The sequence below is a fragment of the Amycolatopsis sp. N2S4-7 genome, assembly GCF_058119595.1.
In genome coordinates, this window is the sequence record NZ_CP172299.1 from 9,322,244 (window position 1) to 9,347,464 (window position 25,221).

The window sequence follows — 25,221 nt, forward strand, 5'->3', positions numbered from 1 at the left end:
GGGGCCGGGCGCTCCTCAGCGCTTCAGCACGGCCCGGACCGTGGCCACGATCCGGTCGAGCCGGGCCGGGTCGGCGAGTGCGGCGGCGAGCCAGTCGTCGCGGCTGGATCCGCGGTGCGGCACCGGGCCGCCGCCGAACACCAGCCGGACCACCGCCGTGACCGCCGTCGCCGGGTCGTCGCCCCGCTCCAGCCGGGCTTCGATCGCGCTCAGCGCCTGCTCGGCCAGCCCGGCGAGCCGGGCGTCCTCGACCTCGTGCGGGCCGACCAGGGCCAGCGCCGGGAGCTCGGCCGAACCGTCCGACGGCATCGGCGCGAGCGGCGCCTGCTTGTGCCCGAGCGGGCGTTCGACGTGCTCGGCGTGCCACTTCGGCCGGGTCCGCATGGCGGCCAGGACCGTCCGCACCTCGCGGTCGAGGGTGTCGCGGTCGGCCACCGGCTCCCCGGTGACCTCGGCGCGCCGCGCGGCCCAGCCGTCCAGCGGCCACAGCTCGGCGCCCGCGGTCGACGGCACGCCCGCCCAGATCAGGATCTGCACGGCGAGGTCGCCCAGCCACGGATCGCCGCCGAGAGCGTCGGCGAGCCAGGCCGGGAGGCGGGGGCGTTGCAGGGCCCCGATTTCGCCGCGCCGCCGCCGGTGCGCGTCGACCGTCGCCGGGTTCAGCCGGGTCGCCAGCCAGCCTTCGAAGTTGTCGATCGGGTCGGTGGCGCGCCGCAGCGCGTGCTCCACGACGGCCTCGACGTCGTCGTGGAAGCGGTCGAGGCAGTCCGGCCGCAGCCACTCGAGGCCACGGGCGCAGTCCGGGTGACGGCGCCGGCGTTCCAGCGGCCGGGTGATCCGCGCGAAGACCAGCGGCCAGGCGACGCTGTAGACCGCGCCGCGCAACCCGGCGAGCGCGCCGGGCGAGGCGGCCGAGGCCGAGCCGGCGAGCAGGCCGTCGCGGGCCAGCCGGCGCACCCCCGCGACGTCGGCCGGCGCGGTCGCGGGGCGAATGCTGTCGAGCAACGTTCCTCCCGATGTCGTCGACCGGAAAATGGTCGGTCAGCCGGAGAACGGGAAAAGGCCGCTGCGGGGCCGAATCGCGGCCGGACTGGCCAGCGGCTGGCCACCGCGGAATCACCTGATCGGCGCAGCCCGTACCGCCGATCGCCCGGAAGTCCGCGTGCCACAATCGAATTCCCATGGCACACGAGGACGGTTTGCTCCGGGAACTCACCGCGCTGCGCCGCGGCTGGGGGCTCGAAGCCGAACGGCTGCGGAGCCGGCTCGGGCCGCTCGTCTCCGGGTGGGGCGAAATCCACCGGACGACGAGCGATCGCGAGGCGCGGCGCGTGCTGCGTGAGGCGATTTCGGCCGCGACCGCGGAGTTCCCGGCCGACGACCGGCTGGCGGTGAACGTCGCGCTGGGCATCGCCGCCGGGGCGCAGCACGCCCTGCTCAGCGATCGGGTCGCCGTCCTCGCCGACCGGCTGCGCGTGTCCGAGCGCACGGCGCGGCGGCGCATCGACCGCGCGTTCGCCCGGCTCGCCGCCGAAATCGAGGCCGGCGCGCAGCCCGGCGAGGGCCCGCCCGACCCGGATCAGGGCTGGTTCGTCAAGCGGCTCAAGGCACTCGTGCGGCTGGACACGGCCGAGCCGGAGCTGATCGAGGAACGGCTGATCGTGGCCACCCGCGACGGGCTGAGCCGGATTTCCGCGCGGTTCACGGTTCCCCGCACCGAAGACGGCCTCGACGGCGAGCGGCAGGTGGCCGCCGACGCCCAGCACGGCGCCCTGATCCGCGACGAGAAACGGGTGGGCCAGCGGCACTTCCGCTGGCTGCTCGACCTGCCGCGGCCGCTGTCCCGCGGCGACAGCCACACCTATTCACTGGTGTTCCGCATCCGCGACGGCCGCCCGATCCGGCCGTCGTACGCGTTCGTGCCGCTGGTGACGTGCGAATCGTTCACCGTGCGCGTCCGCTTCGACCCCCGGCGGCCGCCGCGGGCGGTGTGGCGGCTGGACCGGGTGCCGCCCTCGGTGCTCGCCGACCCGCCCCAGCCGGGGGAGACGCTGCCCCTGGACGGCGCCTGCGAAGTGGCGCAGGACTTCGCCGCGCCGCAGCTCGGGTACGCGTACGGGCTGCGCTGGCTCGGTCCGTGACCCGGCTGTCCCTTGTGGACACGGAAAATCGCAGGTCGACGCCCTGGTGGGCGGTCGAAGCTGCAGCTGGGTGGGGCGGGCGGGGCTCGAACCCGCGGCCAAGGGATTATGAGTCCCCTGCTCTAACCAACTGAGCTACCGCCCCCTGGCCCCGGCGCGCAGGCGGCACGAGGATTTGCGTCTGCACAGAAGACTCAGTTCGCTTCAAGTTATCACAGCGGCCATCCGGGCAGATCCGGTAGGCCAAACAGGTTGAAGTGCCCGCCGACCGGCGCACGCTCGTCTAGGTTGCAAGGGCGTCACCGCTGACCGGAACGGCGGGAGGATGAACGATGGTCGCCACCCCACGGACCACTCCGCCCGGCCGCCGGGCATTCCGGCTGGCGCTGCTGGACGCACTCACCGCGGGGGCGGGCCTGGGTTACCTCGCGCACCAGTACCGGGAGGCGCTCGTGGCGAATTCCGCGGTTGTCGGCTTGGCGCTGCTCCTGACGTTCGCACTGGGCTACGTGATCCGCGTGGCCGTCCGAGCCCTCCGCCGGGCGGGCTCCCGGGTCGACGCGATCTTCGCGGAAGAGCTGCGGGACAAACCGTCCCCCCGCCCGCGGTGACGGAAGTCGTTGGCGGGTAAGGCGGAAACCACGGATTCCGCTCAGCGTCCGCCAAGGCGCCGGCCAGCGCGGCGAGCGCGGTTCCCCTGACGGTTCCTCCCCTTCGAACGACGGTTCCGCAGTCGCTCCGCCGCTCTCCGCTGTTACCGAAGCTCGATGTAACCCCGGTTTGTACGTCGTCTGTACGCCGCCCCGGCAGGCTCACTCGTCAGACGTCCGAACCAGGAGGCGAGTGTGCCGCACACCTCCATGCCGAGCTTGACCGAGCGAGCGCTTTCCCGGCGGTCGCTGTTCCGCGCCGGAGCCGTCGTCGCCGCGGTCGGAAGCGGGGCGACGACCTCTGCGTCAACCAGGTCGGCTTCGGCGGGGAGCTGCTCGGCTCGATGCACCTGCCGCACGCCGGGCACGGCGTGTCGATCGGGGTCGAGCCCGTCGGGACCGCCTCCTGCATCTGGATGGAGTGCGACGCCGACGGGACCACCACGGACGCCCGCGGCACCGCGCTCGCGCGCTTCGAGTTCGTCGACGGCGGCACGCCGTCGACGAAGAAGTTCCTCACCGGCAGCAAGACGATCACCTGCGCCACCGACCCGGTGTACAGGCGGATCGCCGTGCGCCGCAGCGAGGGCGGCAAGATGACCTGCAGCGTCCACCCGCTCGCGAGCGCCGCGGCCGGTGACTTCTCCGCGCCGCTGGCGCACTTCCCGCAGCCTGTGCTGAGCGCGTCGAGCGTCGTCTTCCAGGGCTGCACGATCCTCGGCAACTACCTGTACACATTGGACGGTTCGGGGCACGCCGACGCCGCGGACATCGACTCCTACGTGACGTGCGTCGACATGACCACCGGCGCCGTGAAGAGCCGCGCACTGACCAAGGCCGGCCAGTCGCTGGTCTACCGCGAACCGGAAGGCCTGGCCGTCTACCGCACGGCCGGTGGCGAAACCCGGCTGTTCCTCGGATTCGGCTCGCGCAGCAGCATGGACGACGTCAACCGGTACGCCAACCTGTTCTACAAGAACGTCCTGGTGAGCTGACGCACCGGACACTCACGCGGGTACGAGCTCCTCGGCGGCGGATCCGGCATAGCGCCGCGCCAGGGTCGCGCAGACGATCAGCTGCAGCTGGTGGAACAGCATCAGCGGCAGCACGATCAGCCCCACCTGGGCGTGCCCGAACAGCACCGTCGCCATCGGCAGGCCGCTGGCCAGGCTCTTCTTCGACCCGCAGAACACGATGGTGATCCGGTCCGCGCGGGCGAAGCCCAGCAGGCGAGCGGCCTGCCCGGTCACGGCCAGCACGACCGCGAGCAGTGCGCAGCACACGACGACGAGCACGAGCAGCGGGCCGGCGTCGAGCCGGTGCCAGATGCCCTCGGTCATGCCCGCGCTGAACGCGGTGTAGACGACCAGCAGGATCGAGCCGCGGTCGAACAGCTTCAGCGGCGCGGAATGCCGCGTGATCCACTCGCCGATCCAGCGCCGCGCCAGCTGGCCCGCGACGAACGGCGCCAGCAGCTGCAGCACGATCCCGAGCACGGCCGAGCCGTCGACCCCGGCGCCGTCGCCGGCGAGCAGCAGCGCCACCAGCAGCGGCGTCAGCACGATGCCGGCCAGGTTGGACAGCGACGCGCTGCAGATCGCCGCCGCGACGTTGCCGCGGGCGATCGAGGTGAACGCGATCGACGACTGCACGGTCGAGGGCAGCACGGCCAGGAACAGCACCCCGGCGGCGAGCTGGGCGGGCAGCACGGACGGCGGCAGCAGGAACAGACCCAGGCCGAGCAGCGGGAACAGGACGAACGTGGCGGCGAGCACGACCGCGTGCAGCCGCCAGTGCCGCAGCCCGTCCACGGCCTCCTGCGTGGACAGCCGGGCGCCGTACAGGAAGAACAGCAGCCCGACGGCGACGGTGGTCGCGGTGCCGAAGCCGTCGGCGACGACGCCGGAGGCGGGCAGCAGGGTGGCGGCACCGACGGTCGCGAGGATGGCGAGGACGAACGGGTCGAGACGTAACCGGGACATGGATCTCCTTCCACAGCAATTCTCGGCGACCGCACGCTCATTGTGAACCCCGATGACCGGACTGACTGTTATCGCCGATCGCGATAAGCTGGCCGGGTGCTGGACCCACGCCTGTGCCGTTCGTTCCTCGCCGTCGCCGAGACGCGCAGCTTCACCGCGGCCGCGCGGCGGCTCGGCGTCGGCCAGCCCACCGTCAGCCAGCACGTCCGGCGCCTCGAGCGCGACGCGGGCGGGGTGCTCTTCGCGCGCGACACCCACACCGTCGAGCTCACCGCGCGCGGGCAGGCGATGCTCGGGTTCGCGCAGACCGTCGTGGACACCGAGGAGCGTGCGGAGCGGCACTTCCGCGGCGCCGAGCTGCGCGGCCGGGTGCGTTTCGGCGTCTCGGAGGACTTCGCGCTCGGCGAGCTGCCGGAGATCCTGAACCGGCTGCGCCGCAGTCACCCGCTGGTGGACGTCGAGCTGACGGTCGAGCTGTCGGACGTCCTGGCGCAACGGCTGCGAGCCGGGCAGCTGGACCTCGTGCTGGGCAAGCGCCGCCCGGGCGCGCACCACGGCCGGCTGCTCTGGCGGGAGCCCCTGGTGTGGATCGGGTCGGCCGCCACGGTGCTGGAGCCCGGCCGGCCGGTGCCGCTGGTGCAGTACCCGATGCCGTCGATCACGCGGCAGCTCGCCGTGGAGTGCCTCGAACGCGCCGGCCTCGAATGGCGCGCCGCGTGCCAGACGTCGAGCCTGACCGGCCTGCGGGCCGCGGCGGCGGCCGGGCTGGGCGTCACCCTCCACGCGCGCAGCCTCGTCCCGGCGGACCTGGTCGAGCTGAGCGGCCTGCCCGAACCCGGCGACATCGAGTTCATGCTGCTGTCGCGGGAGTCGATGGAGGGGCCGGCGGCGGCCCTGGAGGAGTTCGTCCTGGAGCGCGTGCGGCGTTAGTCGTCGTCGCCGGTCAAGAGTCTTCGGAGCCGGCCCAGCGCGCGGTGCTGGGCGACGCGCACGGCGCCGGGCGTCGAGCCCACCGCCGCGGCCGTCTCCTCGGCGGACAGCCCGACAACCACCCGCAGCACGACGATCTCGCGCTGTTTCGCCGGGAGGACGTCGAGCAGCCGGGCCAGCCGTTCGTTCAGCTCGAACCGCAGCGCCCGCTGCTCCGGCCCGGCGGTCTCGGAGACGCTGTCGGGGACGTCGGCCACCGGATCGCTCCGGTTGCGGGCCGCGGCGCGGTGGGCGTCGGCGACCTTGTGCTGGGCGATGCCGTAGACGAACGCGAGGAACGGGCGCCCCTGGTCGCGGTAGGACGGCAGCGCGGTGAGCACGGCCACGCACACCTCCTGGGCGACGTCGTCCGCCGAGGCGAACGACCGCTCGTGCCGCCCGACGCGGGCCCGGCAGTAGCGCACCACCAGCGGCCGGATGGTGGCGAGCAGGCGGGCGGTCGCGGCGTCGTCACCGGCGATCGCGTCGGCGACCGGTTCGTCGTGCCGCCGCCAGTGGGCGGGGAACTCGTCGGGGGGCCGGCTCGCGGCGATCTCCCGGACCAGCGCCCGGCTGCGCACCCGCAGCAGCGCGCCCTCGACGTCGAGGCCGGCGCGCAGCGAGTCGTGCAGCGCGGCGTTGGACTCCCGCAGCAGCTCGGTGATCGCCTGATCCCCGTACTCGGTTGCCGGCATCCTGCTCACCTTTCCCTGTCCCGCTGGTCTTCGGGTCGCGCGGTTCGGTGGCGCTTGAGGCGTTCCCGCACGTGGCGGAGGTTGGACCGGACGGTCGCGGGGGCGATCCGCAGCGCTTCCGCGATCTGGGTGGGCGTGAACCCGTCGAGGGACCAGGCCAGGACCATCCGCTGCTGGCCGGGGAGGGTCGCGAGCAGGCCGATGAGGTCCGCGTGCTGGTCGACGAGGGCGGCCAGCTTCTCGTCCTCGTGCGGGTCGCCCGCCAGGGTCCAGTCCGCGCGCGCGTCGCCCGGCGCCCGGAGCAGCCGCCCGGCGACCCGGCGGACCCAGGCGCGGGGTTCGTCGAGGTCCGGCCACGACTCCAGCGCGTGCAGCATCGCCTCGGCGGCGGCGTCACGGGCGGTTTCGACCTCGAAGCCCGCTTTGCACAGGAACGCCACGAGGGGCGCGAAGTCGGCGCGGAAGAACGCGTCGAACTCGTCGTGACCGCACACGGACCCCTCACCGCCCCTCGCCTCACAAGGACAGGTGCGCTGAGGTGACCGCTACGTGTAACGATTCGGTCAAGACTCCTCGGTAGGAGTAATGGGCTGCGTCGCATCGGTGACGCGATGTGACGAATGGCCGCGGCGATGTCGGGTACCCGATCTCGATGACCCAGCGAGACACGATCCAGCGCCTGCTCCGGGAGGCCGGCCCGACGTACGCCGCCGAGGCCGGGATCAAGCTCACCGACAAGCCGGCGCCGCTGTACGGGCTGCTGGTCCTGTCGGTGCTGCTCTCGACGCGGATCAAGGCGGCCATCGCCGTCGACGCGGCCCGGGAACTGCGGGCCGCGGGGATGGGCACGCCCGCGGCGATGGCCGGGGCGACTTGGCGTTCGCGGGTGGCCGCGCTCGGCCGCGCGCACTACAAGCGCTACGACGAGCAGACGGCGACGGCGCTCGGCGAGGGCGCGCAGCTGGTCCTCGACGAGTACGGCGGCGACCTGAGACGCCTGCGCGAGGCCGCGAACGGCGAATTCCGGTCACTGGCGCGGCGGCTGCAGGAGGTGCCGCGGCTCGGGCCCGTCGGGGCCGACATCTTCGCCAGGGAGGTCCAGCTGGTGTGGCCGGAGTTTCGGCCGCACCTGGACCGGAAAGCCTTGCAGGGTGCGGAGAAGCTCGGCCTGCCGGGACGGCCGGAAGCTCTCGCGCGGCTCGTCGGCGGCGACCGGCTGGCCCCGCTGGCCGCGGCCCTGGTGCGGGTCACGCTGGAACGCGGTCTCGCCGATCGGGTGACGTGATCGACATCGAGATCCCGGGAAGGAAGGCGTACTCTCATGTGTTGCAGTCTTGGTTGCCCGGAGGGTGAGCCGGGGACCGAAGCCAAAACCCCCTTGACCCAAGCGGGTGCGCACGCGCGCCTGTCGCAGTCAAGTCGGTTGACGCGCCATGACAATGGGAAACAGAAGAAGTAGAGGGAGGTGAACGAAGGAAATGGAAGCCACGATGACGGGCTGGGCGGAACTCGCGGCCTGCAAGGACGAGGACCCGGAACTGTTCTTCCCGATCTCCGAGGTCGGCCCCGGCGCCCGGCAGACGGCGCAGGCGAAGGCCGTGTGCGCGCGCTGCCCGGTGCGCGCCGAATGCCTCGGCTACGCGCTCGACAACGGTCTCGACCACGGCGTCTTCGGCGGCACCACCGCGGACGAACGCCGCCGGCTGGTCCGCACCGCCCCACAGCGGCACCGAGCTGCCTGACCGCCGCCCGGTGACCTCTTCCCGGCGGCCTCGAGCGAAACACCAATCCGGAGAAAATCGATTCCGGGAGCGTGTGTGCCCGGGCGGGTGATTCTTGTCCGAATCACCCGCCCGGGCATTTCATTTCCCGCCGGCGGGTGGGCGGGTCATTCTCCGCCCCGGCCCGGCGCCGTCATTCGGACCCGTGGTCATCGTGCTCGGCCGGCCACCGCTCCGGCAGTCCCCACGCGGCCGCCGGCAGCGACTCGAACGCGGCCATCGCCGTCACCAGCCCGCCTTCGACGGTCAGCAGGGTCGCCCCGAACCACCGGTGATCGTGCTCTCCCGGGCGGCGCAGGTAGGTGGCCACCGCGGGCTGGCGGTTCGCGCGCGTCGCCCGCATCCGGAAGCTGCCGACGCAGTGCGGGGAAGCCGGGTCCATCGACAGCGAAAGCGCCCGGACGATCGACGCCCGGCTCGCGAACCACAGCTCGTACGGCGGCATGATCGCCTGCGCGTCTTCGTGCAGCAGCCGCGCCACCGCGTTCGGGTCGCCCTGCTCGTACGCCGCGATGAACCGCTTGAGCAGCGCCGTTTCCTCGGCCGTCGGATCGCCCGCCGTCCACTCGGCACGGCGTGCGGGCAACCGCTCACGCAGGGTCGCGCGGGCTCGCTGGAGCGCGCTGTTCGCCGACGCGACGCTCGTCTCCAGCAGTGCCGCCGTCTCCTTCGCCGACCAGCCGAGCACGTCCCGCAGGACCAGCGTCGCCCGCTGCCGCGGCGGCAGGTACTGGAGGGCGGCCAGGTAGGCCAGTTCGATCGTCTCCCGTTCGACGACGGCGGCGTCCGGCCCCGCCTCGTCGAGCAGCCGGTCCGGGTACGGCTCGAGCCACGGCAGGTCGGCGGCCGCGATCGGGCCGGCCGGCTCCCCGGCCGGCCCGAGCTGGTCGGGCAGCACCCGCCGGGGCCGCCGCGCGAGGGCGTCGAGGCACGCGTTCGTCGCGATCCGGTACAGCCAGGTGCGCACGCTCGCCCGGCCTTCGAACGCGTCCCGGGCCTTCCACGCCCGCAGGAACGTCTCCTGCGCGAGGTCTTCGGCGTCGCTCAGCGAACCGAGCATCCGGTAGCAGTGCACCTGGATCTCCCGGCGGTGCCGTACGACGAGCGTCTCGAAGTCCGGTGCGTGACCCACCCCGGCACGCTAGCGCACCCGGGCTGCGAGACTGCTGCGGTGAGCGGAACGGTGCTGGTGCTGGGCGGACGCAGCGAGATCGGGCTGGCCGTGGCGAAACGCCTGGTCAACGGGGACACGCGACGGTTCGTGCTGGCCGCGCGGCCGGGTGCGGACCTGGCCGGGGAGGTCGCCGCGCTGCGGGAAGCCGGGGCCGAAACCGTCGAGACCGCCGACTTCGACGCCGACGAACTCGGCGCGCACGGCCCCTTTCTCGAGAAGGTCGCCGCCGAGCACGGCCCGCTGGACGTCGTCGTGCTGGCCTTCGGCGTCCTCGGTGACCAGGCGCGCGCCGAGAGCGACGCCGCGCACGCCGCCGCGATCGTGCACACCGACTACGTCGCGCAGGTCGGCGTCCTGACCCACGCCGCGAACCTGCTGCGCGCCCAGGGGCACGGCAGCCTGGTCGTGTTCTCCTCCGTGGCCGGCGTGCGCGTGCGCCGCGCCAACTACGTCTACGGCTCGGCGAAGGCCGGTCTCGACGGCTTCGCGAGCGGCCTCGCCGACGCCCTGCACGGCTCCGGCGTCCACCTGCTGCTCGTCCGCCCCGGCTTCGTGATCGGCCGGATGACCGAAGGGATGACACCGGCGCCGTTCTCCAGCACCCCGGACCAGGTGGCCGACGCGACGGTCGCCGCGCTGCGCCGCCGCCGCGGGGTCGTCTGGGTGCCCGGGGTACTCCGTCCGGTCTTCTTCGGAATGCGCTTGCTGCCGCGCGCGATCTGGCGCAGGATGCCGCGGTGACGCGCTAGCGGCGTCCACTGTGTCAGGCGCCACAGCGCTTTCCCGTGCCCGCGCGGGTACGGTCCGTGGCGAAATCCGCCGATGGGCTCGTTTTCGGCTCGGCCGATCGGGCAGCGTCACAGGCTTCCAACAACTTTCTCAGCTGATTCCCAGCTAACGCGGTGATCCTCGAAGAGAGGGCATCAAGGGAAGCAAGGGGAAGTGTCGTGCTGCTGTCGTCGCGGGGGCGCCGCATCGGTGGCCGGGTCGTGCTCGGCGTCGTGTCGACGCTGGTGCTCGCCGCCACCGGCTACGCGTGGACGCAGCTGAGCAAGCTGGACGACGGCATCGTCACCGCCGACGTCATCCCGCCGTCGGCCCGGATCGACGACGAAGACAGCCCGGCGGGCGAGCCGCTGAAGGTCGCCCAGAACATCCTTCTCGTCGGGATCGACGCGCGTACCGACGCGTACGGCAACCCGTTGCCACAGAACGTGCTCGACGCGTTGCACGCGGGCAGCGGTGACGACGGCGGGGACACCACCGACACGATGATCGTGGTGCACATCCCGGCGGGCGGCGCCGCGGCCACCGCCATCTCGATCCCGCGCGACTCCTATGTGGACATCGCGGGCGGCTCTGGCAAGCACAAGATCAACTCGGCGTACAGCCGCGGCAAGAACGCCGCGATGTCCGGATTGCGCGCCGAGGGGCTCTCCGGCGCGCAGCTGGAGGTGGCGGCCAACGCGGCCGGCGCGAAGACCGCGATCCAGACCGTGGAGAAGTTCACCGGGCTGACGATCAACCACTACGCGGCGATCAACCTCGCCGGGTTCGACGCGCTGTCGCAGGCGGTCGGCGGCGTCGAGGTCTGCCTCAAGGCGCCGGTGCACGACAGCTACTCCGGCGCGGACTTCCCGGCCGGGCGCCAGACGCTGTCCGGCCCGCAGGCGCTCGCGTTCGTCCGGCAGCGCCACGGCCTGCTCAACGGCGACCTGGACCGGATCGCGCGGCAGCAGGCGTTCCTGTCCGGGATGGCCGGCAAGGTCCTGAACGCCGGCACCTTCACCGACCCGTCGAAGCTGAACGCGCTGCTCGGCGCGGTGCAGGGCGCGGTGGTGCTCGACAAGGGCTGGGACGTCCTGAGCTTCGCCCAGCAGCTGCGGGGGATGACGTCGGGGGCGATCGCGTTCGTCACGATCCCGGTGCAGAGCCTGTCGCTGCAGACGCCGTCCGACGGCGACGCCGTGAAGGTCGACCCGGCGCAGGTCCAGCAGTTCGTGCGCACGGCGATCAGCACCCCGGCGGTCCAGGCCTCGGGCGACGACACGACCGGCGGCGTGAAGCCGGTCGCGGCCACGGGCACCAAGGCCCCGGCCGCCTCGGACGCGAAGCAGCCGGCGACCACCACGGCGGCCGCCGGCTGCGTCAACTAGAAGCTCACCTCACACGAACGCGCTCTGCCCTGTCACTGCCTTGCCGACGATCAGGGTGTTCATCTCGCGCGTGCCCTCGAAGGAGTAGATCGCTTCGGCGTCGGCGAAGAACCGAGCGACGTCGTAGCCGAGCACGATCCCGTTGCCGCCGAAGATCTCCCGGCTCCAGGCGACGACCTCGCGCATCCGCGAAGTGACGAACGCCTTGGCCAGCGACGAGTGCTCGTCCTTGAAGATCCCGGCGTCCTGCAGGCGGGCGAGCTGCACGAGCATGCCCCACGACGCGGTGATGTTGCCGAGGCTCTTCACGAGCAGGTCCTGCACCAGCTGGAACCGCGCGATCGGCCGGCCGAACTGCTTGCGCTCCTGCGAGTAGGCCAGCGCGGCCTCGTAGGCGCCGATCATCACGCCGAGTGCCTGCCAGGCGACGCCGCCGCGGGTGGCGCGCAGGATCTCCGCGACGTCCCGGAAGGAGTCGATGCCCTGCAGGCGGTTCTCCTCCGGCACGCGGACGTCGGTCAGGGTGATTTCGGCGTTCTCGACGATCCGGAACGCGGTCTTGCCCTGGATCTTCTCCGGCACGAAGCCCGGCGTGCCCTTCTCGACGACGAAGCCCTTGACGTGGTTGTCGTCGACGTCCCGCGCCCACACGACGACGTAGTCGGCGAAGGTCGCGTTGCCGATCCACTTCTTGGCGCCGTTGAGGATCCAGCTGTCCCCGTCGCGCTTGGCGGTGGTGCGCATGCCGCCGGCGACGTCGGAGCCGCCGAGCGGCTCGGTCATCGCGAACGCGCCGATCTTGTCCATCGCGGCCATTTCCGGGAGCCAGCGGTCGCGCTGTTCCTGGCTGCCGCCGCTGTAGACGGAGTACATCGCGAGTCCGTTGTGGACACCGAAGAACGTCGCCACGGACGCGTCCGTGCGGCTCATCTCCATCGCCATCATGCCGGTGAGCAGGTGGCTGACCGCGGGCTTGTGCTCGCCGTAGCCCTCGTAGGGCAGGCCCGCGAGCCCGGAGTCGCGGAACATCCCGATGAGTTCCTTCGGGAACGTGCCGGCTTCCCAGTTCTCGTTCACCAGCGGCTTGACGTCGTTGGTCATGAACTCGCGCGCCTTGACGAGGAGCTTGCGCTCGTCGTCCGGGAGCAGCGCCTCGAAGTCGTAGAAGTCGGCGGTCAGCTTGTCCGTGAGCGGTTCCATGTCAGTTCTCCTCCACTGCGTTCAGCACTGCGAGCTGCTTGCGGTCGCGCGTCTCGGCCAGTTCCGAGTACGTGGAGGAGCCGTAAGCCTGTTCGACGGCTTCGATGAGCCGTTCCTGCTCTTCGGGGCTCTGGCTGGGGTTGCCCAGCCCGGCCCACATCTTCTTCATGGACTTGCCGATGTGCTCGGCCATGTGCCGGTAGCCGCCGGGACCGCCACCGAGGTGCGAGCCGAGGAACGGCCCGACGGTCGCCCAGCGGATCCCGAGCGAATGGGTGATGACCTTGTCGAGTTCCTCCGGCGTCACCACGCCCTGCTCGACGAGGTAGATCGCCTCGCGGCTCAGCGCGTTCTGCAGCCGGTTGCCGACGAACCCGGGGATCTCCTTGCGCTCCACGACCGGCGTCCGGCCGAGGGACGTGTAGAACCCGACGGCTCGTTCGACCGACTCGTCGCTGGTGTGCTCGCCGGGGACGACCTCGACCAGGGGGATCAGGTGCGGCGGGTTGAACGGGTGTCCGATGAGGACCCGGCTGCCGTCGATCTCGCCGGTGAACGCGGTCGAGGGGATCGCGGACGACGAGCTGAGCAGCAGCGCGTGTTCCGGAGCTTCTTCGACGAGCTGCTTGAAGAGGTTCTTCTTGAACTCGACGTCCTCGGGCCCGTTCTCCTGCACGACGTCCGCATCTTCCACCGATTCAGTGACGTCTCGGGCGACGGTCACCCGGCTTGCCAGGTCGGCGGCGGTCGTGCCCAGGTGCGGGGCGAACTTCGCCAGCGCGTCCTCGACGGCCTCGGCGAGGTCCGGGCGGGGGTCGGTGACGCGGACGGCCAGGCCGTGGTGGGCGAACAGCGCCGTCCAGGACAGGCCGATGGTGCCCGCGCCGATGACGGCCGCGTTGCGGAACTTCACGACTGAGCTCCCTTCAGGTAGTCGAAGACCGGCTTGACCGGGGCGAGCGTCAGGTCGGTGAGGATGTGGCTGGCGGAGACGACCTCCAGCACCGGCAGGTCGGCCAGCGGGGCCAGGACGTGCTGGAACAGCTGCAGCCGCGCGGGGCCGGTGTAGGCCTCCTTGACGACCACGTCGGTGATCTCGGTGCGGACCAGCTCCTGCACGCGCGGCGCGCCGTCGTAGCCCGGGATCGTCTTGAGCATGAACGTCGGGACGGTGATCTGCTTTTCCGCCTCGCGGGCGTCCAGCTCGTGGTGCTTGTAGCCCATGGTCGCGGTCGCCACCCGGAGCGTCCCGTAGTCCAAAGTGCCCACCAGGACACCGTTGTCGACATACAGATCCGGGCTGCCGGCCGTCTTCGGGTACGCGCTGACCTCGCGCCCGGACGCCGTCGCCGGGAAGTTGTCGAGGTACATCGCGTGCAGGTACTCGCCGCGCTCGCCGTCGAAGCCGACCTCGATCGCCTGGCCGGACTCGGTGTACGGTCCGTAGCCGGAGACGTCGCCCATCTTCATGACCTCGAAGCGCACCAACGGTTCCTCGACCTGCAGCGGCTCCGGGACGACGGCGCGCAGGGCGTCGGCGTCGGTGCGGTAGACGATGTTCAGGTACTCGCGGTTGGTGAACCTCGGGACCACCGGCGCGAACGCCGGGGCGGTCAGGGGCGTGGTCACGTGCCTGCGGACTTCGTCGATCTTCATGGTTATTCGCCTGTCCACTTCGGAGCGCGGCGCTCGGCGAAGGCGGTCATGCCCTCGCGGACGTCGGCGGACTGCATCAGTTTCTTCGTCTCTTCGCGCTGCACGGCGAACGCCTCGGCCTCCGAGCCGCGCACGATCTTCTTCACGGCGGCCAGCGCGAGGGGCGCGTTCTCCGCCAGCTTCCCGGCCAGCTGGAGCGCGACCGCGGCGGCGTCGCCGTTCGGCGTCACCCGGTTGACCAGGCCCAGCTCGCCGGCGCGGCGGCCGGTGACGGGCTCGCCGGTGAGCAGCAACTCCATCGCCAGGTGGTGCGGGATCCGCTTCGGCAGCCGGATCACGCCGCCACCCGCGGCGATCAGGCCGCGCTTCACCTCCGGGAGCCCGAACTTCGCGTCTTCGGCGGCGACAATCAGGTCGCAGCCCAGAGCGAGTTCGAACCCGCCGCCCATGGCGAACCCTTCGACGGCGGCGATCAGGGGCTTGCTCGGCTCGGCCTCGGTCAGGCCGCCGAACCCGCGTCCCGGGATCTCCGGGGACTCGCCCTTGAGCGCGGCCTTGAGGTCCATGCCGGCGCTGAAGGTGTTCTCCGCGCCGGTCAGGACACCCGCCCGGAGCGCCGGGTCGGCTTCCAGCTCGTCCAGGGCCGCGGCCAGCCCGGCCGCGACGGCGGCGTTCACCGCGTTGCGGGCCTGCGGCCGGTCGATCGTGATCAGCAGGGTGCTGCCGATCCGTTCGGTACGTACTTCGGTCATGGTGGTGCTTCTCTCAGTTCAGTTCCGCGAGGACTTCTGCGGTGTCCTGCCCGGCCAGCGGGGCCAGGCGGCGGATCGAGCCGGGCGTCGCGGAGAACCGGACCGGGATGCCGACCGTGCGGATCGCGCCCTCGCTCGGGTGCTCGACGGTGTCCAGCAAGTGGCCGTCGCGGACGTACGGGTCCTCGTGGGCGCGGTCCAGCTCGAGCACCGGGGCCATCGGGATGCTGTGCTTCGCGCACACCTCGGCCCACTCCTCGGTGGTCAGCGCCGGGGCGCACAGCGCGATCTGCTCGCTCAGCCACTCGTTGTCGGCGCGGTCGATGGCTTCGCCGTTCACCCGCGGGTCCGCGGCGAGGTCCGGGCGCCCGGCCGCGGCGAAGAAGTCGCGGAAGTTGGCCGGGTTGTAGGGGATCACGCAGGCGAGGCCGTCCTTGGTGCGGACCGCGGCGTGGCCCTTCGTCATCGAAAGCGCGAACCCGGTGGGCCCCTCGGCCGGCTCGTAGGTGTGCCCGGCGAGGTGCTCGACCAGGTTGAAGGCGAGCAGCGTGTCGGTCATCGGGATCTCGATCTGCTGGCCCTGGCCGGTCTTGTCGCGGTGGACCAGCGCGGCGAGCACGCTGTAGGCGATGGTGAGCGACGACACCTTGTCGCCGATGATCGTCGGCAGGTAGACCGGCTCGCCCAGGGCACGGTTGGCCACGTCGACCAGGCCCGAGGACGCCTGCACGGTCTCGTCGTAGGCGGCGTTCCCGGCCTGCGGGGAGTCGCCGCGGAAGCCCTGCGCGTGGGCGTAGACCAGGCGCGGGTTGCGCTCGGCGACGTCGGCGTAGTTCAGCCCGAGCCGCGCCAGCGCGCCGGGGCGCATGTTGGTGATCAGCACGTCGGCCGTGTCGATCAGCTTCAGCGCCTGCTCGCGCTCGGTCTCGTCCTTGAGGTTGAGCGCCACGCTGCGCTTGTTGCGGTTGACGTTCAGGTTCAGCGGGGTCATGCCCGGCGTGGTGCGGTACTGGCCCACCCGCACGGTGTCCGCGGGGGACTCGATCTTGATCACGTCGGCGCCGAGGTCGCCGAGGATCTGGGCCGCGTACGGGCCCATCACCACGGTCGAGAGGTCGATCACGCGCACGCCGTCCAGCGGGCCGGTCGCGGTGCTCATGTCCGTCATCGTTCGTCCTTTCGCGCCTTGCTGTTTCGCTCTACTTACGAACGTAGGCGCGGGCGGCGCGAAAGGGAATGATCATGATACGAACAATGGTGTGACCGCAGCGGTCATACCATTCTTTCAGGTGTTGATCGGGTCGTTGAAGACATCCTTCGCGGCTTCGACGAGTTCTCGCAGGTCGCCGTCGGTGCGATCGCGCCGCCAGAGCAGGCCGGTGTCCAGCTGGGGACGAAAGTCGGTGAAGGGCAGGACGATGACGTTGTCGAGCCGGTAACCGTGCATCGGGGATTTGGCGTCGAGCATGGAAATGGAAAATGCTTCGCCGCTGGAAATGATTTCGGACGTTCCGCCGTAACCGGTGTTGGTGAGGCGGATGCGTTTCTTGACGCCCAGTTCGTTCAATTGGTGGTCGAGCTGGTCGAAGTAGGCGGGGGTGATCTCCCCGGGTGAGGCGACGTACGGGAATTCGGTGAGCTCGGCCAGGCTCACCGAGTCCCGGCCGGCGAACCGGTCGGCCGGGACGACCGCGCCGAGCCGTTCCGACATCACCGGCAGCTGCTCCAGCGCCGGATCGGTGACCGGCAGCCGGGCGAGGGTGAGCGCGAGCTTGCCTTCGTGCACCCCCTGCACGAGGTCGGCGGTGGTCCCGGGCCAGCGCTTGAGTTCGTAGCGTTCGCGGACCCGCTCGGCGAGGGTGTTGACGCGATCGCGCAGCTCGGGGTGCACCCCGGCGGGCATGCCGAGGAAGACCGTGCTGCGCTGCGGCTTCATCGCCTCCCGGAGCTTCCAGGGAATCGCGCCGACCTGCTCGAGGACCTCCCGCGCGAGCGGCAGTAGCGCGGCCCCGGCGGCGGTGAGGGTGACGTGGTGGGTGCTGCGGTCGAACAGCTGCTGCCCCAGCTCGTGCTCGAGGTCCTTGATCCGCTGGCTGAGCGGAGAGGCGGCCATGTGCAGCTTCCGCGCGGCGGCGGAGAAGTTCAGTTCCTCGGCGACCGCGACGAAGTAGCGCAGGTGCAGCATCTCCATGCCCCGACCCTAACGAGCCGGCCCTCCAGGCACGCCAGCCGACGCCCCGGGCACGCGAGATGCCCCTCCAGTCACGCGAGATGCCGTCCCGATCACGCGAGATGCCGTCCCAATCACGCGAGTCACGTCCCCAATCACGCGACTTCCGGCCCCGAGCACGCGAGTTCCGGGCTCAGACGGGTGCCACGCCCCGGCGGACCAGCGCCAGCAGGCGGTCCGTACGGCCCGGAGCGTTGGCGAGGGCGACGCCGGTGCCCAGCAGGAGGAGGTCGAGCGCGTCCGTGTCCGGGTCCACGGCGCCGGCAGCCTTCGCGCGCTCGACGAGCGCCGCCGCGGTTTCGTTCATCGTCTCGTGCCAGCGGGCGAACAACGTCTCGTGGTCGCCCGCCGGGGTGGTCAGCGACAGGGCCAGGGCGCGCTTGTCCCGGACGTGCTCGACGAACAACCCGAGCCACGCGAACAACTCCGCGCCCGGGTCGGCCGCGTCGAGCCGGGCGCGGCTCGACAGCGCAGCGACTTCGTCGGCGTACACCGCGATGACCAGTTCGCGGCGGCTGGGGAAGTGCCGGTACATCGTCGCGTTGCCGATGCCCGCGCGCCGGGCGATCCGGTCGAGCGGGGCGTCGGGGCCGTCTTCGGCGAACACCTCCTTCGCCGCCGCGAGCAGGAGCGCGTGGTTGTCCCGGGCGTCGGCTCGGCGGGCTCGTCCGGGCATCGCACTCCTTGCCAACTGGGGAACTCCCCGGTTAGCGTAGCCCCACCCTAACCGGGGAACTCCCCACTTGACGGAGGTCGCGATGACCCCAGCCGAAGTGCACGCCCGCCTGATCGAACTCTGGACCGCCCGCCGCTTCGAAGACGGCCTGCGCTACATCGACCCGGACGTCGTCGACCACCGCGGCGGCGCCGAAGGCGACCACCACGGCATCGACGCCTGGCGGGCCAAGTGGGCGGCCATGGCCGACGGCGCTTTCTTCGCCGGTTTCCGGGACGTCGACGTCCGGGTCGAGCAGAACGTCGCCGACGGCGAATTCTCGGTGAACCGCTACACCAGCTCGGGCACGCAGCTCTCGACCGGCCGGAGCTACGCCGTGACCAGCATGGACATGATCCGCGTCCGCGACGGCCGGGTCGTCGAGCACTGGGCCCTCATGGACGTCACCGCCCGCGCCGCCCAGCTCAGGCCGGCCGCGGGGGAACCAGCGGGAACGTGATCGTGAACGCCGCTCCGCCTTCCGGTGCCGGCCCCGCCGTCAGCTCCCCGCCCATGCGCGTGACCAGGCCGTGGACCAGGGCCAGACCGATGCCCGATCCGACCGGACGGCGGTCGCGGTAGCGCGCGTTCAGCACCCCGCGTTCGAACGCCACCGGGTAGTCCTCCGGTGCCAGGCCCGGGCCGCCGTCACGGACCGACAACGCGGCGGTTGAACCGGACACCACGAGCGAAAACACCATCGGTGCCCCGGCCGGGGTCACGCGGAGTGCGTTCTCCGCCAGCCCGTCGACCACCTGACGCAGCCGTCGCGCGTCCGCCGGCACCGGGACCGGGGAAGGGGGCGCCGAGACGGACAGCCGCACGTTCTCCCGGGCGCACCGCAGCTGCCAGACCTCCGCGCAGTCGCGGACGAGCGCGCTCAGATCCAGCACAGCGACGTCGAGCCGGAACTCGTCGGCCCCCAGCCGGGCGAGCTCCAGCAGGTCGGTGACCAGCCGCTCCAGCCGCGCCGCCTCCCGCTGGATGGTCTGCCCGGCCCGGACGGCATCGGGACCGGCCGCGACGCCGTCCGCGATCGCCTCGGCGAAGCCCGTCACGGCGGTCAGCGGCGTCCGCAGCTCGTGCGACACCGACAGCAGGAAGTCGCGCTGCCGGGCCTCGCTCTGCGCCAGAGCGTCGGCGAGCGAGTTCAGCGACCCGGCGACCTCGGCCACCTCACGCGGTCCCTCGACCGGCACCCGGACGTCGCGCCGGCCCGCCCGCAGCGATCCCGCAGCAAGAGCCGCCCGGCGAAGGGGACGGCCCAGCAGGCGCCCGGAGACGAAGCCGGCCAGGGCCGCCACCAGCAGCCCGATGCCCAGCGCCAGCGCGATGTTGCGCACGAGCGCCCGTTGCGTCGCTTCGGCGCTGCGCGCGGGCTGCACCAGTGCGAACGCCGCCCCGCGCGGGCCGACCACCCGCGTCTCGACGAGGTACTGCGCGCCGCCGGCCGTGGCGCGCCCGGAGTGGTCCGCGCCGAGCCCGAGCTTGTTCGCGGCCTGCACGGCGACGGCTTCCCCGATCGCCTGCCCGCCCGCGCGCCGGACCACCACGGCGATGCCCTGCCCGCGCACGACGTCGGCCACCTTGCCGACGCCCAGCCGGTTGCCGATGCCGGTTTCGTCGAGCTGCGACGCGAGGACGTCGGCCTGCGCGGCCAGCGACGACTGCAGCACGTTGTCCGCCGTGGTCCGGATCAGCCGGGCCGCGACGAGCCCGGCGACGATCACCGCCACCCCCGCGACGGCCAGGCACACCAGCGTGATCCGCCCGGCGAGCGAGCCGCGGTACTTCATGCCGGGTCCGCCGCGTAGCCGATACCGCGCACCGTCCTGATCGGACTCGACGCACCCAGTTTCGCCCGCAGCTGCGCCACGTGGACGTCCACCGTGCGCGTCCCCGCCGCCGCGGCGTACCCCCAGACGGCGCTGAGCAGCTGGTCGCGCGAAAGCACCTGCCCCGGGTGCCGGAGCAGGTGCGTGAGGAGGTCGAACTCCGTCGAAGTCAGGGAAATCTCGACGTCGCCCGCCCACGCGCGGCGGCTGGTGACGTCGACGCGCGCGCCGCCGACGGTGAACGTCTCCGCGGCCGGCGTCGTCCCCGAAGCGCGGCGCAGCACCGTCCGGACCCGGGCGGCCAGCTCGCGCGGGCTGAACGGCTTCGTGAGGTAGTCGTCCGCGCCGATCTCCAGGCCCAGCAGGCGGTCGAGCTCGTCGTCGCGGGCGGTGACGAACAGCACCGGCGTCCAGTCCCCGGCCGCGCGCAGCGCCTTGCAGATCTCGATACCGTCCATTCCGGACAGTCCGATGTCGAGCACGATCGCCACCGGCTTGAGGCGGCGCACGGCGTCCAGCGCCCGCCCGCCGTCCGCCTCGACGTGCACGCCGAAGCCGTCGCGCCTGAGGTAGAGCGCCGCCAGCTCGGCGATCGCGGCCTCGTCCTCGACCACGAGGACGAGGCCGCGTCCCGGTGACCCCATGCCTGCTCCCGTCTCCGCCGTTGTCAGAGGGGAGACGCTAGCCGGTCAGGGGGAGCCATCGCTGTTCATGTCGGACTCGATGCCGTTGAGTGTCGACTCGACCCCGCTGAGCTCCGACGACGCCGGGCTCCCGGTGTCCGGCGAGCCCATCAGGTTGTCGCGGCAGCCCGAGCAGCCGAGCGCGATGAGCGCGGCGGCCCCGACCGCCGCCGCAACCCTCGCGCCCCTCACTTCGCCGGCTTGCAGTGCGCGGCCGCGAAGGCGTCGAGCTTCTGCTTCGCCGCGTCCAGCTCGCCGACGCGGCCCTGGCGCTTGGTGGCGCGCTGGTCGAGCTGGTCGGCGCGGGCGGTGTGCCCCTTGGCGCGCTGGTCGGCGGCCCGGGCCTTGAGGTTGGCGACCGAGCCGGTGATCTCGGCGCCGCCGTTGATCCGCGTCTTCAGGTTGTCGGCCTTCTTCTGCAGCTTCGGCACCCAGTCGGAGCAGACCTGCTGCGACTCCTCCGGGCTGAGCGTGATCGGCGCGACCGGCGCCGGGGACGTGGTCTGGGCCGAGGCCAGCGGCGCCAGCGCCAGCAGGCAGGCGGCGCTCCCGCTGCCCGCCAGCGCCAGCCGCCGCGTCCAGGTGGTTCCTCGCATCGTGACTCCTCGTCTGAAGTTCCGGGTACGGGGAGTACTTTCGCCGCGCGGTGTTCGGAGCGTGTCCGCCTAATGTTCGGGCTGTGTAAGGCCGAGGGTGACCGAGGTTCGCGCGAGGTCGACCGTCAGCGTGTCGCCCGGCGCCGGCAGGTCCGGGTCGAAGAGCTGCCCGTCGGTGCCGCCGAGCAGCAGCCCGAGCCGGTGTCCCGCCGGGACGACGTGGTCGAGCGCGGTCAGCGTGAACGTCATCGAGTACGCCCGGCCCGGGACCAGTGGTGCGCCGTGCCGCAGCGACGCGTGGTGCCCGAGGTCCGCCCAGCCCGCGGCGACGATCCGGTGGTCGACGGGCACCACGTCGGCGGCCGTGTCGAGGAAGCACGCGGAATCACCGGGCGAACTCGCGCCCCAGCACGAGCGCGTCGCCAGATTCCTGACGCCGCTGCCGTAGTTCGCGGTGTTCCGCAGGTCCGCGGGGCCGTAGTCGACGAGCGCGACGCCGAGCCGCGCGGCCGCCTTGTCCGACGACGCCGTGATCGTCACCGAGGGCGACCCGGCGATCCGCACCGCCGAGGCCAGGGGAGCGCCGGTGAACACCGCGGCCGACACCCCGGCCGCCCACTGCTCGCGGCCCACCGCGGGGTTGTCGGCGACGGTGGCCGTGCCGGCTCCACGCGGTCCGAGGGTGCCGTCGCTCGACGGCCGCAGCGTCGTGGTGGTGGTCGCGGGCGGCCAGCTCCGGACGTCGGTCCAGCGGTCCGGCGCGGTCTCCAGGTGCACGGCGGGCTCGTGCTCGACGCCGTTGCGGATGCCGAGCAGCCAGCGGTCGAACCAGCGGTGCAGCGTCTCGACCCACTGCTTCCGCTGCAGGTCGAACGGATCGACGTGCCCGGCCTGGCTCAGCCACGCCTTGCGCGGGACGCCGGTCCGGCCCAGCGCGTCCCACCAGGCGGCGAACTGGTTCGGCCCCACGACGCTGTCCCCGAACCCCTGCGCGACGAGCACGCTGGCGCGGACGGGCCGCGGCACGTAGTTCACGCTCCGCCAGTAGGCGTTGTAGTCGCCGTTCGTGCCCATGCGGGCCTTCAGATCCGCCTCGAACGGCCGGCACAGCCCGGCGGCGCGCTCGTTGTAGGTGAACGACGAGCCGGTGTGCTCCGGCGTGGCCAGGGGAGCGCCGTTCGCGACGAGCTGGGCGTAGTTGTCGGCGACACCCTCGATCGGCACCACGGTCTTGAGGCCGTCGATGCCGGCGGCGGCCATGCCGATCGCGGTGGCCCCGTCCTGGGACTTGCCGATGGCACCGACGTTCCCGGTGGCCCAGTCCGCTGTCACCGGGTGGCCGCCTTCGGGCGCGTCGAAGGCTTTCGCCCGGCCGTTGAGCCAGTTCACGACCGCGTTGCCGGAGCCGACGTCGTCGAAGCAGCCGGACGACCGGTTCGTGCCGCCCACGTCGGCCAGCACCACCGCGTAACCGCGGGGCACGAAGTAGTTGTCGTAGAACAGCGGGAACTGCTCCGGGGTGCCGTCCGCCGCGTACGTCTTCTTCTGCGACTCGTTGCCGCGGCCGCAGCACGCGTAGTACGGGCTGACGTCGAGGATCGCCGGGACGCGCCCGCGCGCGTCCGGCCGGACGACGTCGGCGGCGACGCGGTCGGCCTTGCCGTCGCGGTCGTGGTCGGTGCCGGTCTCCACCCACGCCGTTTCGCGGATCGCGCGGCCGTAGTCGTAGATCGGACGGCTTTCGGCCGCTTCCGCGGCGGGGACGAACCCCGTCGTCGTGACCAAAGCGACCAGCAACCCCAGAAGCAGACGCATCGCGCCAGTATCACGTGCTCCGTTCGAACATCGCCAGGAACTTCTCCATCGCGGCGTCGACGGCTTCCCGGTCGCCGGTCGTGACCAGGTCGAGCAGCAGTCCACGCGCCACCGCGAGGCCGAGCCGGGCGTGGGCGGCGCGCTCGGCTTCCGGGACGCCGTACTGCGCGAGCTGGGCTTCGATCGGGCCGAGCCAGTCGTCGATGACGCCGTCGAGGAGCCCGGTCGTCCCCGGCGTGCCGCCGAGGGCCTGGCCGTAGAGCTGGAAGAAGAGCTTTTCGTTGGCGCGCAGGTCGTCGGCGGTGAGCCGCCGCCAGAACTCCGCCGGGCCGAGGCCGGCGAGCGCGGCCCGCTGCCGGGCCTCGACCTCCCGGGCGACGGCCGTGAGCAGGCCTTCCTTCGAGCCGAAGTGGTAGATGAGCATGCGGTGGCTGGTGCCGAGGTCCGCGGCCAGCGCGCGCAGGCTCTGGCCGGCGCCGCCGTGGTGGGCGATGTGGTCGATCGCCGCGTCGAGGAGCTTCGCGCGCGGGCTTGCGTCGATCATGTACCAGATGGTACACGTACCAAATGGTACAACGCATCTCCGTGCGCGGCCGGACCTCGGCGCCGGCCGACACCGTGTACGCCCTGCTTCGAGACGGCGCGAGCTGGCCGAAGTGGTCGCCGCTCGGGTCTTTCGAGCTGGTCAGCGAGGGGCAGGACGAGCCCGAGGGCCTCGGCGCGGTCCGGCTGTTCCGCACCGGGCGCACCCGCTCGTACGAGAAGATCGTCGCGCTGGAGCCCGGCCGCCGCTTCGGCTACGCGCTGGAGCACGGCCTGCCGCTGCGGGACTACGTCGCCTACGTCGACCTCTCGCCGCGCGACGGCGGCACCGAGATCCACTGGCACTCGACGTTCACCGCGAAGGTCCCCGGCACCGGCTGGTTCTACCGGCGGTTCCTGGGGGTGTTCATCAAGCGGGTGGTGGCCGGGCTGGTCGATGCGGCCGAGGCGCGCGTGGCCCCATAAAGTAGGCGCATGTCAGCGCCACGACGGGGATCGACCGGCCGCACGCAGGAGGAACGCAGCGCGGCGATGCGCGTCCGGCTGCTCGACGCGACGGTCGACTGCCTGGTCGAGTACGGCTACGCGGGCACGACGACCACCCGCGTCGCCGACCGCGCCGGCGTCACGCGCGGCGCGCAGGTGCACCACTTCCCGACGAAGGCCGACCTGGTGACGTCGGCGATCCGGCACCTGGCGGCGAAGCGCACCGAGGTCGCGATGGCCGAGATCGACCGGCTCCGCGCGTCGAGCGACCCGGTCGGCGACGCGTTGCAGCTGATGTGGGAGATGCACCAGGGGCCGGTGTTCTCGGCGACGGTGGAGCTGTGGGTCGCCTCCCGCACGGACGCGGAGCTGCGGCGTCAGATGGCGGAGGTCGAGCCGATCGCGACGTCCAGCCTGGTCGAGTTCGGCAAGGCGCTGCTGCCGGAGCACGCGGCGCACCACGAGTTCCTGCACGCGGTGTACACGGCGATGGACGTCGTGCGCGGCATCCTCATCGCCAGCTGGGCGACGAAGGACCAGGAGGAGCTGGAGGCGCGCTGGGAACGCGGCCGCCGCCACCTGCGCCTTCTGTTCACGACGTTGATGGCCGCCACCGCCTGAACGGCGTGTTACTCTCCCTGGGAAAGTGAGGCTTCCCATGGGACCGGATCCGTACGACCGCAACTGCCCGACCCGCCAGCTCCTCGACCGCATCGGCGACCAGTGGACGGTGCTGATCGTCGGCGCCCTCAAGAACGGCCCGCTCCGGTTCACCGAGATCGGCCGCCGCGTCGACGGGATCTCCCAGAAGGTGCTGACCCAGACGCTGCGCAGCCTGGTCCGCGACGGCATCCTGACCCGCACGGCGTACGCCACGATCCCGCCGAAGGTGGAGTACGAGCTGACCTCTTTGGGGCGCAACCTTTCCGAGCCGCTGGACGTGCTGGACCAGTGGGCGCGGCAGCACATGTCGTCGGTCCAGGAGGCCCGGGACGCCTACGACGCGGAGCACACTCCCGCGTCGGCCTGACCCGGACAGCTCAAGGACAGTTTCCGCCGGGCTCCGGCCCGGCCCGCCGACCGGGCGACGCTGGGGAGAACGGCTCCCCGGGGGGTGACCATGACGTCCGCGTTCACCGTGCTCAACGAGACCGTCCCGGCG

General features: G+C 72.0%; 30 protein-coding genes and 1 tRNA gene. 12 read left to right on the forward strand and 19 right to left on the reverse strand.

Annotation, left to right across the window (positions count from 1 at the left end; genetic code table 11):
- Positions 1-15: 15 nt before the first annotated feature.
- On the reverse strand, positions 16-1,005 hold the full coding sequence (locus tag ACH54P_RS43935; protein ID WP_489909214.1) for a hypothetical protein: 990 nt from the start codon (positions 1,003-1,005) through the stop codon (positions 16-18).
- A gap of 176 nt (positions 1,006-1,181) precedes the next feature.
- Here ACH54P_RS43935 and ACH54P_RS43940 point away from each other — a divergent pair, with 176 nt between their 5' ends.
- Positions 1,182-2,141 carry a hypothetical protein gene (locus ACH54P_RS43940; RefSeq protein WP_489909215.1) on the forward strand — a complete coding sequence of 320 codons (960 nt, stop codon included), beginning with the start codon at positions 1,182-1,184 and terminating at the stop codon, positions 2,139-2,141.
- 71 nt (positions 2,142-2,212) lie between these two features.
- Here the strand turns inward: ACH54P_RS43940 and ACH54P_RS43945 are convergent.
- A tRNA-Ile gene (locus ACH54P_RS43945) sits at positions 2,213-2,286 on the reverse strand.
- Between the two features lie 187 nt (positions 2,287-2,473).
- Between ACH54P_RS43945 and ACH54P_RS43950 the strand changes: the two genes are divergently transcribed.
- Complete coding sequence (locus tag ACH54P_RS43950; protein WP_489909216.1) at positions 2,474-2,752, forward strand: hypothetical protein; 279 nt, start codon at positions 2,474-2,476, stop codon at positions 2,750-2,752.
- A 140-nt stretch (positions 2,753-2,892) separates the two neighbouring features.
- Entirely contained in the window at positions 2,893-3,786 is an 894-nt protein-coding gene (locus tag ACH54P_RS43955) for a phage baseplate protein (RefSeq protein ID WP_489916976.1), read from the forward strand.
- Between the two features lie 12 nt (positions 3,787-3,798).
- Here ACH54P_RS43955 and ACH54P_RS43960 read toward each other — a convergent pair whose 3' ends face one another.
- Positions 3,799-4,773 (reverse strand): bile acid:sodium symporter family protein, encoded by a 975-nt coding sequence (locus ACH54P_RS43960; protein ID WP_489909217.1) that lies wholly within the window; start codon positions 4,771-4,773, stop codon positions 3,799-3,801.
- Positions 4,774-4,869: 96 nt separating this feature from the next.
- Between ACH54P_RS43960 and ACH54P_RS43965 the strand changes: the two genes are divergently transcribed.
- Positions 4,870-5,703: a LysR family transcriptional regulator gene (locus ACH54P_RS43965; RefSeq protein ID WP_489909218.1), complete on the forward strand. Its 834-nt coding sequence runs from the start codon at positions 4,870-4,872 to the stop codon at positions 5,701-5,703.
- On the opposite strand, the gene shbA is transcribed toward ACH54P_RS43965, so the two are convergent.
- Both shbA and ACH54P_RS43975 read right to left on the reverse strand, forming a co-directional pair.
- Positions 5,700-6,296, reverse strand: a complete 597-nt coding sequence (gene shbA, locus ACH54P_RS43970) for an RNA polymerase sigma factor ShbA (RefSeq protein WP_489916978.1) — start codon at positions 6,294-6,296, stop codon at positions 5,700-5,702. The two genes, ACH54P_RS43965 and shbA, sit on opposite strands and share 4 nt — an antisense overlap.
- Positions 6,297-6,442: 146 nt before the next feature.
- Entirely contained in the window at positions 6,443-6,931 is a 489-nt protein-coding gene (locus ACH54P_RS43975) for an RNA polymerase sigma factor (protein WP_489909219.1), read from the reverse strand.
- A gap of 158 nt (positions 6,932-7,089) precedes the next feature.
- On the opposite strand from ACH54P_RS43975, the gene ACH54P_RS43980 reads away from it, so the two are divergent.
- On the forward strand, positions 7,090-7,722 hold the full coding sequence (locus ACH54P_RS43980) for an endonuclease (protein WP_489909220.1): 633 nt from the start codon (positions 7,090-7,092) through the stop codon (positions 7,720-7,722).
- Between the two features lie 193 nt (positions 7,723-7,915).
- On the forward strand, positions 7,916-8,179 hold the full coding sequence (locus ACH54P_RS43985) for a WhiB family transcriptional regulator (protein ID WP_003056777.1): 264 nt from the start codon (positions 7,916-7,918) through the stop codon (positions 8,177-8,179).
- Between the two features lie 172 nt (positions 8,180-8,351).
- On the opposite strand, the gene ACH54P_RS43990 is transcribed toward ACH54P_RS43985, so the two are convergent.
- Entirely contained in the window at positions 8,352-9,350 is a 999-nt protein-coding gene (locus ACH54P_RS43990; protein WP_489909221.1) for an RNA polymerase subunit sigma-70, read from the reverse strand.
- A 39-nt stretch (positions 9,351-9,389) separates the two neighbouring features.
- Here ACH54P_RS43990 and dprE2 point away from each other — a divergent pair, with 39 nt between their 5' ends.
- Positions 9,390-10,133, forward strand: coding sequence for a decaprenylphospho-beta-D-erythro-pentofuranosid-2-ulose 2-reductase (dprE2, locus tag ACH54P_RS43995; protein WP_489909222.1), 744 nt, complete (start codon positions 9,390-9,392; stop codon positions 10,131-10,133).
- A 206-nt stretch (positions 10,134-10,339) separates the two neighbouring features.
- Positions 10,340-11,548 carry an LCP family protein gene (locus ACH54P_RS44000; RefSeq protein WP_489909223.1) on the forward strand — a complete coding sequence of 403 codons (1,209 nt, stop codon included), beginning with the start codon at positions 10,340-10,342 and terminating at the stop codon, positions 11,546-11,548.
- Between the two features lie 9 nt (positions 11,549-11,557).
- On the opposite strand, the gene ACH54P_RS44005 is transcribed toward ACH54P_RS44000, so the two are convergent.
- The 7 genes from ACH54P_RS44005 to ACH54P_RS44035 form a co-directional block, all read right to left on the reverse strand.
- Positions 11,558-12,748: an acyl-CoA dehydrogenase family protein gene (locus tag ACH54P_RS44005; RefSeq protein WP_489909224.1), complete on the reverse strand. Its 1,191-nt coding sequence runs from the start codon at positions 12,746-12,748 to the stop codon at positions 11,558-11,560.
- A gap of 1 nt (position 12,749) precedes the next feature.
- Complete coding sequence (locus ACH54P_RS44010) at positions 12,750-13,661, reverse strand: 3-hydroxyacyl-CoA dehydrogenase NAD-binding domain-containing protein (RefSeq protein ID WP_489909225.1); 912 nt, start codon at positions 13,659-13,661, stop codon at positions 12,750-12,752.
- Complete coding sequence (locus tag ACH54P_RS44015; RefSeq protein ID WP_489909226.1) at positions 13,658-14,404, reverse strand: acetoacetate decarboxylase; 747 nt, start codon at positions 14,402-14,404, stop codon at positions 13,658-13,660. The genes ACH54P_RS44010 and ACH54P_RS44015 overlap by 4 nt, the downstream gene beginning before the upstream one ends.
- Before the next feature lie 2 nt (positions 14,405-14,406).
- Complete coding sequence (locus ACH54P_RS44020) at positions 14,407-15,156, reverse strand: crotonase/enoyl-CoA hydratase family protein (RefSeq protein WP_489909227.1); 750 nt, start codon at positions 15,154-15,156, stop codon at positions 14,407-14,409.
- A 13-nt stretch (positions 15,157-15,169) separates the two neighbouring features.
- Complete coding sequence (locus ACH54P_RS44025) at positions 15,170-16,324, reverse strand: CaiB/BaiF CoA transferase family protein (RefSeq protein WP_489909228.1); 1,155 nt, start codon at positions 16,322-16,324, stop codon at positions 15,170-15,172.
- Positions 16,325-16,441: 117 nt separating this feature from the next.
- The gene (locus ACH54P_RS44030; protein ID WP_489909229.1) at positions 16,442-17,347 is read right to left on the reverse strand and encodes a LysR family transcriptional regulator; all 906 of its coding nucleotides are present in this window, start codon (positions 17,345-17,347) and stop codon (positions 16,442-16,444) included.
- A 172-nt stretch (positions 17,348-17,519) separates the two neighbouring features.
- Complete coding sequence (locus ACH54P_RS44035; protein WP_489909230.1) at positions 17,520-18,062, reverse strand: TetR/AcrR family transcriptional regulator; 543 nt, start codon at positions 18,060-18,062, stop codon at positions 17,520-17,522.
- A gap of 82 nt (positions 18,063-18,144) precedes the next feature.
- On the opposite strand from ACH54P_RS44035, the gene ACH54P_RS44040 reads away from it, so the two are divergent.
- Positions 18,145-18,561: an ester cyclase gene (locus tag ACH54P_RS44040; protein WP_489909231.1), complete on the forward strand. Its 417-nt coding sequence runs from the start codon at positions 18,145-18,147 to the stop codon at positions 18,559-18,561.
- Here the strand turns inward: ACH54P_RS44040 and ACH54P_RS44045 are convergent.
- From ACH54P_RS44045 to ACH54P_RS44070, 6 genes are all read right to left on the reverse strand, one after another.
- Entirely contained in the window at positions 18,527-19,897 is a 1,371-nt protein-coding gene (locus ACH54P_RS44045; RefSeq protein ID WP_489909232.1) for a HAMP domain-containing sensor histidine kinase, read from the reverse strand. The genes ACH54P_RS44040 and ACH54P_RS44045 overlap by 35 nt on opposite strands.
- A complete protein-coding gene (locus ACH54P_RS44050) occupies positions 19,894-20,580 on the reverse strand; it encodes a response regulator (protein ID WP_489909233.1) in 687 nt (228 codons plus the stop codon). The genes ACH54P_RS44045 and ACH54P_RS44050 overlap by 4 nt, the downstream gene beginning before the upstream one ends.
- 45 nt (positions 20,581-20,625) lie before the next feature.
- The gene (locus ACH54P_RS44055) at positions 20,626-20,811 is read right to left on the reverse strand and encodes a hypothetical protein (protein WP_489909234.1); all 186 of its coding nucleotides are present in this window, start codon (positions 20,809-20,811) and stop codon (positions 20,626-20,628) included.
- The gene (locus ACH54P_RS44060) at positions 20,808-21,215 is read right to left on the reverse strand and encodes a hypothetical protein (protein ID WP_489909235.1); all 408 of its coding nucleotides are present in this window, start codon (positions 21,213-21,215) and stop codon (positions 20,808-20,810) included. Before ACH54P_RS44060 ends, ACH54P_RS44055 begins: the two co-directional genes overlap by 4 nt.
- Before the next feature lie 69 nt (positions 21,216-21,284).
- On the reverse strand, positions 21,285-23,030 hold the full coding sequence (locus tag ACH54P_RS44065) for a CocE/NonD family hydrolase (RefSeq protein WP_489909236.1): 1,746 nt from the start codon (positions 23,028-23,030) through the stop codon (positions 21,285-21,287).
- Positions 23,031-23,040: 10 nt separating this feature from the next.
- Positions 23,041-23,574, reverse strand: coding sequence for a TetR/AcrR family transcriptional regulator (locus tag ACH54P_RS44070; protein ID WP_489909237.1), 534 nt, complete (start codon positions 23,572-23,574; stop codon positions 23,041-23,043).
- A gap of 23 nt (positions 23,575-23,597) precedes the next feature.
- On the opposite strand from ACH54P_RS44070, the gene ACH54P_RS44075 reads away from it, so the two are divergent.
- The 3 genes from ACH54P_RS44075 to ACH54P_RS44085 all read left to right on the forward strand — a co-directional run bounded on the left by ACH54P_RS44075 (position 23,598) and on the right by ACH54P_RS44085 (position 25,089).
- A complete protein-coding gene (locus tag ACH54P_RS44075; protein ID WP_489909238.1) occupies positions 23,598-24,038 on the forward strand; it encodes an SRPBCC family protein in 441 nt (146 codons plus the stop codon).
- A gap of 66 nt (positions 24,039-24,104) precedes the next feature.
- Positions 24,105-24,680 (forward strand): TetR/AcrR family transcriptional regulator, encoded by a 576-nt coding sequence (locus tag ACH54P_RS44080; protein WP_489916980.1) that lies wholly within the window; start codon positions 24,105-24,107, stop codon positions 24,678-24,680.
- 37 nt (positions 24,681-24,717) lie between these two features.
- Positions 24,718-25,089: a winged helix-turn-helix transcriptional regulator gene (locus ACH54P_RS44085; protein ID WP_489909239.1), complete on the forward strand. Its 372-nt coding sequence runs from the start codon at positions 24,718-24,720 to the stop codon at positions 25,087-25,089.
- Positions 25,090-25,221: the final 132 nt, after the last annotated feature.

Bases quoted from the DNA above. Each gene is read 5' to 3' on its own strand.
- ACH54P_RS44080 (WP_489916980.1), top strand. From the start codon at position 24,105: ATGCGCGTCCGGCTGCTCGACGCGACGGTCGACTGCCTGGTCGAGTAC.
- ACH54P_RS43960 (WP_489909217.1), bottom strand. From the start codon at position 4,773: ATGTCCCGGTTACGTCTCGACCCGTTCGTCCTCGCCATCCTCGCGACC.
- ACH54P_RS43980 (WP_489909220.1), top strand. From the start codon at position 7,090: ATGACCCAGCGAGACACGATCCAGCGCCTGCTCCGGGAGGCCGGCCCG.
- ACH54P_RS44035 (WP_489909230.1), bottom strand. From the start codon at position 18,062: ATGCCCGGACGAGCCCGCCGAGCCGACGCCCGGGACAACCACGCGCTC.
- ACH54P_RS43985 (WP_003056777.1), top strand. From the start codon at position 7,916: ATGGAAGCCACGATGACGGGCTGGGCGGAACTCGCGGCCTGCAAGGAC.
- ACH54P_RS44065 (WP_489909236.1), bottom strand. From the start codon at position 23,030: ATGCGTCTGCTTCTGGGGTTGCTGGTCGCTTTGGTCACGACGACGGGG.
- ACH54P_RS43940 (WP_489909215.1), top strand. From the start codon at position 1,182: ATGGCACACGAGGACGGTTTGCTCCGGGAACTCACCGCGCTGCGCCGC.
- ACH54P_RS44015 (WP_489909226.1), bottom strand. From the start codon at position 14,404: ATGAAGATCGACGAAGTCCGCAGGCACGTGACCACGCCCCTGACCGCC.
- ACH54P_RS44085 (WP_489909239.1), top strand. From the start codon at position 24,718: ATGGGACCGGATCCGTACGACCGCAACTGCCCGACCCGCCAGCTCCTC.
- ACH54P_RS44020 (WP_489909227.1), bottom strand. From the start codon at position 15,156: ATGACCGAAGTACGTACCGAACGGATCGGCAGCACCCTGCTGATCACG.
- ACH54P_RS44045 (WP_489909232.1), bottom strand. From the start codon at position 19,897: ATGAAGTACCGCGGCTCGCTCGCCGGGCGGATCACGCTGGTGTGCCTG.
- ACH54P_RS44005 (WP_489909224.1), bottom strand. From the start codon at position 12,748: ATGGAACCGCTCACGGACAAGCTGACCGCCGACTTCTACGACTTCGAG.
- ACH54P_RS44070 (WP_489909237.1), bottom strand. From the start codon at position 23,574: ATGATCGACGCAAGCCCGCGCGCGAAGCTCCTCGACGCGGCGATCGAC.
- ACH54P_RS44040 (WP_489909231.1), top strand. From the start codon at position 18,145: ATGACCCCAGCCGAAGTGCACGCCCGCCTGATCGAACTCTGGACCGCC.
- ACH54P_RS44030 (WP_489909229.1), bottom strand. From the start codon at position 17,347: ATGGAGATGCTGCACCTGCGCTACTTCGTCGCGGTCGCCGAGGAACTG.
- ACH54P_RS44025 (WP_489909228.1), bottom strand. From the start codon at position 16,324: ATGACGGACATGAGCACCGCGACCGGCCCGCTGGACGGCGTGCGCGTG.
- ACH54P_RS44060 (WP_489909235.1), bottom strand. From the start codon at position 21,215: ATGCGAGGAACCACCTGGACGCGGCGGCTGGCGCTGGCGGGCAGCGGG.
- ACH54P_RS44050 (WP_489909233.1), bottom strand. From the start codon at position 20,580: ATGGGGTCACCGGGACGCGGCCTCGTCCTCGTGGTCGAGGACGAGGCC.
- ACH54P_RS44075 (WP_489909238.1), top strand. From the start codon at position 23,598: ATGGTACAACGCATCTCCGTGCGCGGCCGGACCTCGGCGCCGGCCGAC.
- ACH54P_RS43950 (WP_489909216.1), top strand. From the start codon at position 2,474: ATGGTCGCCACCCCACGGACCACTCCGCCCGGCCGCCGGGCATTCCGG.